Consider the following 12,796-nt stretch of genomic DNA (forward strand, 5'->3'; position numbering starts at 1 on the left):
TACAATATATTACATTTGCATTTAAATAACATGGCTATAGTGATAAGTTCACAGTTTGTTAGAAATGTTTTGACAAACTGTTGAACAGCTATAACCAGCAAGTCTGGGAAGGAAGGACCTTCCATGGAACTGTTTTTTATATGCAAATAATGTAATCGCTTCCATTTTTATTTTTTACTTCATTGTTAATTAAGTCGATTTTTGTTATTTTATAGATAAAGGCTAAATTTATTGTCATGTGGCTCCGACACATCGCATGTTATAAGGGAGAGAATAAACTTGGGGACCAGGAAATTAAATGATCCAACTTATTGGAAACTCATTTTTAGTTTGATCGTTTTTTCAGAGCTGCTTGACATTGCAGTTTCTGCTTTCTATCCATCTATTAGATTTTTAAAAATCATTTCTATTATTGTCCTCTTCGCAGCCCTGCCGATTTTTCTCCGCTCATTAAAAGGCATAGAGAAAAAGGACGAAGAGGCTCGACAAAATAAACTTAAATTAAAAAATATCTTTGATACACTTGATGTTGCGATTTGGTCACATGATTTAAAATCGGAAACGCTACTAATCACCCCAGGAATTGAAAAATTATATGGGTATTCTTATATTGATTTCTATAAAGATTTAAATCTGTGGAGAAAGGTCATTTATCCCGAAGATTTAGAGGTAATTGAAGACAGAGGAAAGAGACTAGCCTTAGGGGAAACCGTTACAAGTGTGTATCGGATTATACGCCCAGATGGAGAAGTTCGCTGGATTCAGGACAGAGGGTTCCCAACATTGGATAGTAAAGGGGAGTTTGTTGACTTTACGAGTGTTTTATTTGATATAACGGATCGAAAAGAGAGTGAAGACCGTTATCGTAGTTTAGTTGAAATGTCTCCAGATATTATTGCTGTCGTTAACTATGAAAAAATTGAATATATTAATGAAGCTGGTTGGAAGTTAGTGGGTGCCCAACATCCTGAGGATTTAATTGGTCATTCCCCATTAAAATTTGTCCCTCCACAAATTGTGGAAGCTTTTAAAGTAAGAGGCAATCCACACGAACAGCAAAAGGTCAGACTCGAGTTTAAAGTAAAAAAACTAAATGGAGAGACCATTGATGTAGAAATGGCGTCGACTCCGATTTCCTATGAAGGTAGGTTTGCTGTTCAAGTAGTTGGCAGAGACATTACGGAGCGTAAGAGAGCGGAGGCAACGATCCAAAATATGGCCTTTTATGATACGCTAACAGGTCTACCAAATCGAAATAGGTTTAGACATCATCTTAACGATGCATTAAACAAGAAGGAAGAAAACAAAATGCTAGCCGTTTTGTTTTTAGATTTAGACCGCTTTAAGATTATTAATGATACAAAGGGACATAACACCGGAGATATTGTGCTGCAAAGAGTAGCGGACCGGTTAGAAATGTCAGTTAAAGATGAGGGAATGGTCTCTAGACAGGGTGGAGATGAATTTATTATCCTGCTTGAAGATATTGATAAAGAGCGGGCTGCACTAGTAGCCCAACGGATTCTTTATGAATTTTCTAAGCCTATCGAAGTGAATAACCAGGAGTTTTTTGTTACTCCTAGTATCGGTATCAGTCTTTATCCTTCCGATGGACTAGATGAGGAAACATTAATTAAAAATGCAGATACCGCCATGTATCAAGCAAAAGAACGCGGGAAAAATAATTACCGTTTCTATTCTTCCAATTTGAATGGAAATTCTATTAGAAAAATGGAGCTAGAAAATGGATTGCGAAAAGCTCTAGAGAAGAACCAGCTAACGCTTCATTATCAGCCGCAAGTGTCTTTAGCAACTGGAGAAATTGTAGGGATTGAAGCATTAGTACGTTGGAATCATCCAGAACATGGATTTATTGCTCCTTCTGAATTTATTCCATTAGCAGAGGAAACTGGGTTGATTGTCCCGATAGGCAAGTGGGTATTGTGGGAAGCGTGCAAACAAAGGAAAGCTTGGGAAAATGCAGGATTTAGAGAATTCCCGATCGCGGTGAATGTTTCTGTCCGACAGTTTGAGGATGACCATTTTATTGAATATATTTCAACAATCCTAGAAGAAGTGGGACTTCAAGCAAACCATTTAGAATTAGAAATCACCGAAAGTATCATGCAAAATTTAGAAAACTCTACGATTATTTTAAATCAATTAAAAGAGTTAGGTGTTCTTTTATCGATGGATGACTTTGGAACAGGTTATTCGTCACTAAGTTATTTAAAGCATCTTCCAATCGATAAGATTAAAATCGATAAATCGTTTGTCGATGACATCATTTATCATTCCAATCAAGGAATGATGGTAAAAACGATTATTGATATGGGGATGAATTTAAATTTTGTCGTCATTGCTGAAGGTATTGAAACAGAAGAACAGCTTTCGTTTTTAAAGAACAATGCATGTGAAATAGGACAGGGATATTTATTCAGCAGGCCGGTACCAGCTGACAATTTGGAGGAGTATTTAATTATAGGCAATAAAAAGAGTGGCATCACGAATTAATCGGATGCCACTCTTTTAGCTTTGAACAGAAACCCTACTCTTTAGCTTAGGTTCCCACGGTTTCATGAGCCATCTCCTTAAAGCAAAACAGCCGCGCAGCCATTCGTCTGTTCCTTGCGCAAGCCAAATCCCTAACAGACCTAAACCATAATGAACTCCAAACAAATAGCTAAGTGAAACGGCAATTCCCCACATTGAGAGCATTCCAATAATGACAGGAAAACGGACATCACCAGCAGATTTTAATGAACTCATCAAGACAATATTCATCGCTCTTCCTGGTTCAACAAACACAATCGCCCATAAAACAGGTAGCCCAACAGCTATGATACTAGAATCTTTTGTAAAAGTCTCTAATATAGGAGAACCGATTAAGGCGATTACTAATGATGTAACGAGTGAGGCGACCATGGCAATTTTTAATGTCCGGATGCCGCGCTGAAGTGCACGGTTAAACTGCCTACCACCAATGTAGCGTGCTACTAGAAGCTGTGTACCTTGAGCGATCGCTAACGTAAATAAAAAACAAACCATATTAATATTTAAAATATATACACGTGCTGCCAAAGAGGAAGTTCCCATTGAGACTACAAAACTAGTAATCAACAGCTGGGATAATTGATAGGACAAATTCTCACCCGCTGAGGGAATGCCAATAGATAGGAGTCCTTTAATGTCCTCTTTTTTTGCATGAAAAATATCCCGTATTTCTAGCTTTAAAGAAAGTCGGTTATAGACAAGATAAATTAGAGCACAAACTGCATAAAGTCTTGCTATAACGATGGCCCATGACACACCGGTTACACCTGTGATTGGTAAACCGAAGATACCTGAAAGGGCTACAATATTTCCACCTATACTAATCAGGTCCATGACGACAGTGACAAACATGGATTCTTTTGTATAGCCGTGACTACGCAAAACCGCGCTTAATGCGAGTGAAATAGATTCAAAAAAGAGAGAGATCCCGCAAATCCGAACAAAAGTAAGCCCATAATCGAAAACTTTCCCATGAATATCGAATAAGAGTAAAAGATGTTTTCCAAAAAGAAAGACGATGATGGAAATGGTGATCCCGAACCAGAAATTAAGGCCAAATACAGAACGAGATAATTGTCTTGCATTCTTAAGACGACCTGCACCGAGGTTCTGACTGATTAAGACGGTAGCTCCAATGGAGGTCACGGTGAAGACTAAGATAAAGATGTTTAATAGCTGGTTCGCTACTCCCACCCCTGCCGCTGCAGTATCCGAATAGTGACTTAACATTAAAGTTGCGATAATTCCCATACCCATATGAAGAGCCAGCTCAATAAAAAGTGGCCACGAAATACTAAACAGTGATTGTTCCTGAAACTTATTTGTGTGTTCTTTCAAGGGTGTAATACTCCTTTATTCTATTAACTTTATAAAGCATAATCTCCATTTTACACCTATTTAGGATAGAAACCTAGGATGAATTCCATCGTATGAAATTGGGGATGAAATTAGAATACCCACCGATTATTTTAACGGGTTCACTTTTGAGGTGCAAAAAGGAAAATCGCAAATATAAAAGCATTAAGCCTAAATAAAAAATGTGTCATGCGGGTTATGAAAGACAAAAATCGGTTGAATTATATGAAAAATGTCCTTCATCCGGGTTATGAAGGAAAAAAAACGGTTGAATTATATGAAAAATGTCCTTCATGCGGGTTATGAAGGACAAAAAACGGTTGAATTATATGAAAAATGTCCTTCATGCTGGTTATGAAAGACAAAAATCGGTTGAATTATATGAAAAATGTCTTTCATCCGGGTTATGAAGGACAAAAAACGGTTGAATTATATGAAAAATGTCCTTCATGCGGGTTATGAAGGACAAAAAACGGTTGAAATATATGGAAAATGTCTTTCATCCGGGTTATGAAGGGAAAATCCTAATGTGGTTTTTTCCTATGAATGAAATGACGAGAAAAAGTGAGAATGAATCAGAGATTGGAACTACTTTTTACAGTTTTGTCCCCCGTAAGTAAACCCGTTACGAATTTTTACGGTAGATATTTTTTGTAGTAGCAATATTATTAAACTCCTAAATACACTACATGCCCCATTTCATAGCTACCGATAGTGTACAGCAACTCATCGGGTGAGCTTGATCTGTTTGGGTAGTGAGGATGAAGTTAATTCCTGACGGGGTAAACTTCGTGATGACAGGAACCTTCAAACCGATAGACTTAATCATCGCGTCCACTTCGCTATGTTTCCCTTGCTGGGCGGCACTCATTATTTTATAGTCAAAACCTGGATCGCTCAATCTATCTAGTAAAATACTTCCTTGTTCCATAAGTAAACGGAACGATTTGACGGACTTGACAAATATTTTTGTATCTACCGGCGGATAGCTCCGAGGATATGAAGGGTTCACAGTATAAGTGTAATAAGCAGGAATGGGAGGATAAACAGGATAATGAAAAGGGTTGTAATACATCTTAATTCTCCTTCCATGAGTAAAAGACACAAGGCAATAGTACCCTATGAAAATTTGTTGGATTTGGTTACCGACAATTTTTAAGTTTTCGTGATACAAATCACCGAAAGGCTTGTCTTATTCTGTTAAATTATTAATTGATTCTAAATATTCATAAAATAATAAGGGGGTTGAATGGTGAAAACGAAACACTTGGCACTTGCTGGAGTAGTACTGACCTATTTTTTAATTGTTTTTGGGGGATATGTAGCCTCCTCTAATTCTGGCATGGGGTGTGGACCTGAATGGCCATTGTGTAACGGTGAAGTTATTCCGGCGTTAAAGGGGGCTACATTAATTGAATATTTGCATCGAGTTATTGGAGCAACCCTTGGTTTACTCTCTTTCCTGTTATTTTTTACTCTTATGAGAGGGAGAAATGGGCGAAGAGTACATCATGTGGCATTTGCCATGTTAGGTCTCCTGGTGATTCAGGTCATACTTGGGGCTGTTGTTGTCGTCCGTGATTTGCCTTCAATTGTTATTTCCGTTCATTTAATTATCGCCATGCTCTTTCTTGTCTTTTTGATTTGGATTTGGAGACATCTGGAGCTTGAGGAACGAAAGAACAAAGTTTATTTAACGGAAGGGAATCCAAGGTTGGTCATTCTCCATTTAAATATTTTACTCATTCTCCTTTTGTGTACAATGGCTTTTGGTGCGTATATTAAGCATCAAACCTATGGATTGGCTTGTGGATGGTTAGGTTGTAGACAAACCTTCTATCCTACGACTATTCCAGAACTTCTCCAAACCATTCATCGTGGACTTGCGGTTGTTTCTACTCTGTATATTCTCTTACTTACATTCTGGTCATTTACAAAAGGATGGGGAAGGAGCATCCAAAAGAGACTTGTACTATGTACGTCGGCAGTTCTTTTTCAATTAGTTATTGGGGCCGTGGTAGTCATGACATTTCTGGATCTTTCATGGGCGGTCTTCCACCTGGCGATCGGAACCGGATTATTCGCTTTGGTTAGCGAGACAATAGTATATGCGGGGAATACCTTGATGAAATCTAGTAAAAGTGTCGATCAAAGCAGAAGCTGGCATAGTGGTCGAAGAAGTCTGGAGGAATAAACAAATGAAAGCGGCTGTCTCAAATGACTGCCGCTTTTTGCTTTAATGAATTCTGATATTTCCACTAGAGACATCAAGGTTGATTGGGAATTTTCCAGATCCGTGTTTCCCTTGGATACTGTGTTTGCTTTGGTCTTTGGAGGTCAATGGGAAGGTACTAGAAATATTACCGCTGCTTACATCGCCATTCATTGTAAAATCAGCATCATTAGGTAAATCAAGGGTTACATCTCCTGAGCTAACATCGATGGTGATTGAATCTACTAGTTGATCGACTTGAATAGATAACCTTCCGGAGGATATATCAGCCTCAATTGGACCCGTATAGTGTTTGATTTCAAGGTTACCAGAACTCACATCAAAGGTACCTGAATCCGCCTTTAGTGAATTAATGTTCACATTCCCTGAAGAGACGTCATGCTCAAAATGGTTAACTGCCAAATTAGAAAGGTTGAGGTTTCCAGAGCCAATATCAACGGTTAACTCATTTAATTTTAAAGGCTTATTTTTGGAAGAGCCGGAGAAGTGTAAATTACCTGAACCTAAATCGATACTCATATTACGGTCATAATTTTTTGGTATATAGATTTTCAGTTCCTTCTTTTTGGAGAAAGGTGCCCAGTTAAACCAATCAAACCATTTGTTCTTAATCGAAACTTCAACCTTATTTCCTGAGTCGTTCACCGAAAGTTTTTCTTTTCCATTATAAACGGCTTCTAAATCGTCACGGTCTTCCGGAATAATAGTGGTACTTACACTAGAAACATTGATTTCAATCAAGTCTGTATCGGTTGTTATGGCGGCTTGAGTATTTTTTGTCTCCGACGCTTTAAACCAATCCATTTGGAAACCTTGATTGAAAACAATATATAATCCAGTGATAACTAATAGTAAAATTAAAATTCTTTTCATTTTCTTCCATCCCCTTTTCTCATATCTTCTATATAAAGCATAATAATTCCTCTAGTGTTCTACAATGAACTTGGGATTTATTTCAATCTAAGACCTAAGGCGTAATTGTAATTTTTTTTCGTTTACCGAAGGATTTTTTTCATCCACAAAAGAATTTATGGTATTCTTTGTAAAGGGGGTGCACACAATGACAATCAAAAAATTGACACCGAAAGAACTGCATGAAAAGCTGCTTGGAGATGATAGGGCAGTCGTTCTCGATGTGCGTGCAGAAGATAAATACAATGAATTTCATATAGAAGAAAGTCGGAATATCCCAAAGACGATTATTTTTGAAATGGAAGAAAAGGAAGGAAATGCTCCATTAGCTTTACCACGAGACAGAGAAGTCATCGTAACCTGTACCACGGGGAATTCCGCAGCTAAATGTGCGAAGATCCTTGATACTCACAATTACAACGTAACGGTTTTAGAAGGTGGGCTTACAGCCTGGAAGGCCTATTTACATTCGTTGGAAGACAAATAGGAGAGCGTTATGCTGCATAAATTAAATAGACAACTAGAAAAAATTATGCCCTTAATTACTCCTGTGGGCGTTGTAACTGGGGTGATTTTTAGTGTCCACCTAACAGACTTTTCCTATCTGATTCCTTGGATCTTTGCCTTTATGACCTTCGCAGGGAGTTTAAGCTCTAATTTCCGTTCATTAAAAGAGGTTATGGCCCATCCATTTCCAATTTTTATGGCGATGTTGATTTTACATGTTCTCATGCCAGCTTGGGCATGGGGAGTAGGTCATGTCGCCTTTTCTGGTGATGTTTACACCATTACTGGTCTCATTTTAGGTATGGTCATCCCAACAGGAGTAACGAGCTTCATATGGGTTTCCATCTACAATGGGAACATTCCCTTAGTTTTATCTCTTATTTTAATAGATACCTTGCTTTCCCCCATTATTGTTCCGCTTTCACTTTCCTTATTTATCGGTCAAAAAGTGGAAATGGACTTCTTGAACATAATGAAAGGGCTCCTTGGAATGGTTGTCATTCCTTCCTTAATCGGAATGTTCTTGAACCAAATAACAAAGGGGAAAATTAAAGAACAATTAGGTTCACGTCTTGCCCCATTTTCAAAAATCTGCATCGGTATTGTGGTGATGCTAAACGGGGCAATTGTTGCTCCTTATTTAAAAGACATTAATTTGAAGCTTGTAGGTATAACAGTTACTGTCTTTTGCATTGCCTTCTCTGGCTATTTATTTTCCTTCTTTTTGGGGAGGTTGATGAAGAGGGACCGGGATACTGTTGTTACCCTCACATTTAGCGGTGGAATGAGGAACATCAGTGCTGGCGCGGTATTAGCTGTTTCATTTTTCCCTGCTGCGGTGGCAGTGCCTGTAGTTGTGGGGATGCTTTTTCAACAAGTTCTAGCTTCAACCAATGGTTATTTTCTCGACCGGTATTATACTAAGAAGGTCAATAAACAAGAGTCCTTAGTTTTATAAAATGAGTAGGTGTTTCTAAAAGATGAACGACATATTGAGAAAAGATAGCAGCCTTTTGTCAGGGGTGCAAGGCATCCAATGGGCTGTCTTTATGCTAACGAATATCATTGCAGTTCCTGTTGTAGTGGGTGCAGCCTTTCACATGTCTCCTGCAGAAATCTCCACTTTCATGCAACGGATGCTGTTGGTTTCAGGGGCTGCAACATTGATTCAAGTGTTTATTGGGCACCGCCTTCCAGTAGTTGAAGGGGCTGCTGGAATGTGGTGGGCGATTTTTATTTTGCTGGGGACCATGAGTGCACCTGGAGGACAGGGGCTTTTACTACAGCAACTTGAAATGGGTCTTATTATTGCTGGTTTATTTTTAGCAATCGTAAGCTTCTTGCCTATTATTGAAAAAATACGGTTATTATTCACCCCAATCGTCACAGGGGTTTATTTAATTCTTCTTGTAAGCCAGCTCAGTGGTTCGTTTTTTAAAAGTATCCTTGGAATTACAGCGTCCGGGCAACTTAATGGAAAAATCACACTGATTTGTTTAGTTGAGATTATCATTATCTTAGTGTTTTCATTAAGGGCTAAAGGGATTTGGAAAAGCATGGGGCCGCTTTTTGGGATTGTGGTTGGTTGGAGCCTTTTTCATTTATTTGGTTTACTCCATACCGGTCAAGTCTATGAACCGAGTAGCTGGTTTGCTTTACCTCAAGTATTCAGCTGGGGAGTTCCAAAGTTTGATGTAGGGATCGTATTAACCTCCGTGATTACTTCGATTGTGTTAATCTCGAATGTGATTGCCAGTATTTTAGTAGTGGGAATTGCCCTTGAAAAAGAAATCCAGCCTAAGCAATATCAAAAGGGGATCTTCGGCAATGGAGTAAACTTGCTTGTTTCGGGAATATTTTCAGTTGTTGGAGTTGTACCATTGTCTGTTTCAGCTGGGTTTATTACTACAACAGGGATTAAAGCAAAGCGCCCGCTGGTGATTGGGGCAATAGTTATTATTGTTATTGGGTTTTTTCCTTATATAGGAGAATTTTTATCTACTCTACCGTTAGAGGTTGCTTACGCTTCCTTGTTCATTCCATTTTCTCAGATGATGGGATTTGGAATTCGTGATTTAATGGGGCAGGAGCCGTCTTCACGAAATTTATTAGTGATTGGTCTTTCGTTGATGGTCGGAATTGGGATGATGTTCATGTCGCCTGCTGCCTTCGAAAGCGTCGCTCCATGGCTGCGAAACATCATCGCGAATGGTTTGCTCGTTGGTTTGATGTTTTGTTTATTGCTAGAACATGTAGTATTTCGGGAGAAGAAGGTAGTACAGATTAGCAAAACAGAATAAATAAAAGCCAGTCTAAAATCATAAAGAGTTCCGTTTCGAGGTGCTTTTCTTAAAATATGTGCCGAAATGCCAGTCGAATTGGCATCGTTATTGGTATATAAAAAGGTAGAACTCGCCATATTGGCGAGTTTCTTTATTAGGCGTATAAAAACCTTGTTTATATAAAACCTCACTTACTTGTGATACGGTTCACCGTAAGTTTCTCTTGGGTTTTTGAGATAAAACTCCCTCCCTTTTAAAAGTAAGATGTTTTGTTCTTATATCGAGTAACCAGCAAAAGTAATTTAAGCGGAGATTTTCCGCTTAAATGAAAAATGGAGCTCGTTTTGGGGAAAATAATGGGAGGTTTTCCGCTTATGCAAAGAAAAACCTCCCATTTTCACATTTTTCGAGTCAATAGGCGGAATTTCTCCGTCTATTTAAGCACTTTTTAATAATAATTAATAAATAAGCGGAATTTTTCCGTCTATTTATCAGATGCATCGATAGGTATATGCTTAAAAGTAGAAACCTGAAACAATCCTTGGTCTGTTAATTTGAGTTCAGGTATGACGGGAAGAGCCAGGAAAGAAAGAGTCAAAAATGGATTAAATTCACCGCTCGCCCCTAATTTTTTTAGCGCAAGATTAATCTCATTTAGTTTAGAATAAACCTCCTGAAAGGGACGATCAGACATTAATCCAGCTATAGGAAGCTCTAAAAAGGCTATAACTTCCCCTTGATTAACAACAATCATACCGCCTTGCATTTCCTTAAGAGTATAAGCTGCGACAACCATATCATGATTGTTAGTACCAGCGATTATGAGATTGTGGGAATCATGGGCGATTGTTGTAGCAATGGCCCCGTTTTTTAAGCCTAATCCTTTCACGATACCTAAGCCAATTTCTTTAGTCATATGATGACGTTCAATCACAGCTAACTTTAAGTGATCATTAGGAATAGAAGTTTGGAAAGTGCCTTGTTCACAGGTATCCACTTCCTCAATCACATGTCTTGTAACGAGACTATTGGGGATAATCTCAATAACATTGGCTTTCTTACTTAATAAAGGGATATCAAAGCTCTGTTCAGTAATTTCATGAAAATGGACAGAATTACTTAGCAGCTTCGTTCCTGTTACACTCTTATTTTCTATCTTATTTAAAAATACCCCATTTTCAATAACTGAATTCCCATCCTTATATACGTCTACAATCTTAATATTTTCAAGGTCCTCAAAAAGGATAAAGTCCGCTTTGTATCCGGGAGCAATGGCTCCTTTTTCAGTTAGCCCAAAGCATTCTGCGGCATTGATTGTCGCCATTTGGATGGCGGTAAGAGGAGAGAGACCTGAGGCAATGGCCAGTCGTACATTGTGATCAATACTGCCTTCACAAATCAAGTCATCTAAATGTTTATCATCTGTCACAAACAAACAGCGACGAGCATTCCGTTCATTCACAATGGGAATCAACTGCTGTAAATCCTTCGCCACGGTGCCTTCACGAATCATTAGGTACATTCCTCTTCTAAGGCGTTCCAAAGCTTCCTTCGTATTGGTACTTTCATGATCTGTTCGTATGCCTGCTGACATATACACATTCAGATCATTTGCACTTAATCCGGCAGCATGACCATCGATTGTTTTCCCAGCTTGCCTGCTATCACAGATTTTAGTAAGCATGTCAGGTTCTGCTTGTAATACAGCGGGGAAATTCATTACTTCTGCTAACCCGAGCACACGGGGATGCTGATAAAAAGGTCTTAAGTCCTCAGCACTTAGATTGGCACCTGCATGCTCGAATGCAGTAGCAGGTACACAGGAAGGCAGCATAAAGTAAAAGTCAAAAGGGAGGTTCTCGGAGGAATCTAGCATATATTGTATTCCTGCTGCACCGCACACATTGGCGATTTCATGAGGATCGGCAATTACGGTGGTTACACCGTGCTGAAGGAGAACTTTGGCAAATTCACTGGGAGTTACCATAGATGACTCAATATGAACATGGCCATCGATGAAAGCAGGTGAAATATAAGAGCCTTTAGCATCAATTGTATGGTTTCCTTCGTATTGTCCAATCCCTGCAAAATAGCCATCAACAATGGCGATATCTGCTTCGAATATTTCACCATTGAACACATCAATGATTTTCCCGTTTTTAATGACCGTATCTGCAGGTTCTTTTCCGGATGCAACCGAGATTCTTCTTGATAATTGGCTTCTCTCCATCATTAACAATCCTTTATTGTCAGATTTGTATTCTATTTTTTCTAACTTAAGTTACATTATTCTATAACCGTTGGATCAATTCTTTTATGCTGGGAGGTTATTTAACAGACTTTTTCAGTGGTTCTTTGTAAGAATATATGTCCAAAATTGAACAGCATCGCAGTATTTATTTAAAAATTTGTGTCGTATAATAGGAATAACAATGATGCCAATGTGGAGGAAACTATGAGTAAACTTTTTGTTGACAATTCGATTACAATTAATGCTCCTGCAACTAAAGTATGGGATGTACTTACTATTAGTGAGTATAATGCCGATTGGGCAAAGGAATTTTCAAGCGGCGGTCCGCAGTTCCATCTTGAGTCTAATTGGGAGCTGGGAAGTCCAGTGCTTTGGAAAGGCCAGGATGGTACAGTGATTGTTGAAGGTAACGTTACGGCTGTTGAGAAAAACAAAATTATTCGCTTTACCGTATTTGACGTTCGAAGTGCGGAAAGGCCTGCGGTGACAGAGGAAGATGGGATTACCTTCCAACTGCTTGAGGGAAATGGGAAGACTACCCTACATATTTTACAAGGTGACTTCTCAGCAATGACCGATGGAGAGAAGTACCGAGATATGAGCGCAGACATCTGGGACAAGGTGCTGCCAAAGGTTAAAGAGATGGCGGAGCAAGCAAACTAAATTTTATTTGAGCTAGGTACCTCTCTACCTGGCTCTATT

General features: G+C 38.7%; 10 protein-coding genes. 6 read left to right on the forward strand and 4 right to left on the reverse strand.

The genetic code is table 11. The features are described 5' to 3' along the window. Nucleotides 1-279: 279 nt before the first annotated feature. Complete coding sequence (locus ABES03_RS11710; protein WP_430117464.1) at nt 280-2,514, forward strand: sensor domain-containing protein; 2,235 nt, start codon at nt 280-282, stop codon at nt 2,512-2,514. 15 nt (nt 2,515-2,529) lie between these two features. Here ABES03_RS11710 and ABES03_RS11715 read toward each other — a convergent pair whose 3' ends face one another. After that, nucleotides 2,530-3,891, reverse strand: coding sequence for an MATE family efflux transporter (locus ABES03_RS11715; RefSeq protein ID WP_430117465.1), 1,362 nt, complete (start codon nt 3,889-3,891; stop codon nt 2,530-2,532). 703 nt (nt 3,892-4,594) lie between these two features. Next, complete coding sequence (locus tag ABES03_RS11720; protein ID WP_430117466.1) at nt 4,595-4,984, reverse strand: hypothetical protein; 390 nt, start codon at nt 4,982-4,984, stop codon at nt 4,595-4,597. Nucleotides 4,985-5,158: 174 nt separating this feature from the next. On the opposite strand from ABES03_RS11720, the gene ABES03_RS11725 reads away from it, so the two are divergent. Next, entirely contained in the window at nt 5,159-6,103 is a 945-nt protein-coding gene (locus ABES03_RS11725) for a COX15/CtaA family protein (protein ID WP_430117467.1), read from the forward strand. A 42-nt stretch (nt 6,104-6,145) separates the two neighbouring features. Here the strand turns inward: ABES03_RS11725 and liaG are convergent, their stop codons facing one another. Then, nucleotides 6,146-7,015, reverse strand: coding sequence for a LiaG family protein (gene liaG, locus ABES03_RS11730; protein ID WP_430117468.1), 870 nt, complete (start codon nt 7,013-7,015; stop codon nt 6,146-6,148). A 187-nt stretch (nt 7,016-7,202) separates the two neighbouring features. Here liaG and ABES03_RS11735 point away from each other — a divergent pair, with 187 nt between their 5' ends. The 3 genes from ABES03_RS11735 to ABES03_RS11745 are packed head-to-tail and all read left to right on the forward strand — an operon-like array spanning nt 7,203 to nt 9,861. After that, nucleotides 7,203-7,541, forward strand: coding sequence for a rhodanese-like domain-containing protein (locus ABES03_RS11735; protein ID WP_430117469.1), 339 nt, complete (start codon nt 7,203-7,205; stop codon nt 7,539-7,541). A gap of 9 nt (nt 7,542-7,550) precedes the next feature. Continuing rightward, nucleotides 7,551-8,519, forward strand: coding sequence for a bile acid:sodium symporter family protein (locus ABES03_RS11740; protein ID WP_430117470.1), 969 nt, complete (start codon nt 7,551-7,553; stop codon nt 8,517-8,519). Nucleotides 8,520-8,541: 22 nt separating this feature from the next. Further along, entirely contained in the window at nt 8,542-9,861 is a 1,320-nt protein-coding gene (locus tag ABES03_RS11745; protein WP_430117471.1) for a purine/pyrimidine permease, read from the forward strand. A 466-nt stretch (nt 9,862-10,327) separates the two neighbouring features. Here ABES03_RS11745 and ade read toward each other — a convergent pair whose 3' ends face one another. Then, nucleotides 10,328-12,073 (reverse strand): adenine deaminase, encoded by a 1,746-nt coding sequence (gene ade, locus ABES03_RS11750; RefSeq protein WP_430117518.1) that lies wholly within the window; start codon nt 12,071-12,073, stop codon nt 10,328-10,330. A gap of 225 nt (nt 12,074-12,298) precedes the next feature. Between ade and ABES03_RS11755 the strand changes: the two genes are divergently transcribed. After that, nucleotides 12,299-12,757, forward strand: a complete 459-nt coding sequence (locus tag ABES03_RS11755; RefSeq protein WP_430117472.1) for an SRPBCC family protein — start codon at nt 12,299-12,301, stop codon at nt 12,755-12,757. The last annotated feature ends 39 nt before the right edge of the window (nt 12,758-12,796 follow it).

Source organism: Neobacillus rhizosphaerae, from assembly GCF_050477885.1.
In the GTDB taxonomy this organism is placed as follows: domain Bacteria; phylum Bacillota; class Bacilli; order Bacillales; family Cytobacillaceae; genus Neobacillus; species Neobacillus rhizosphaerae_A.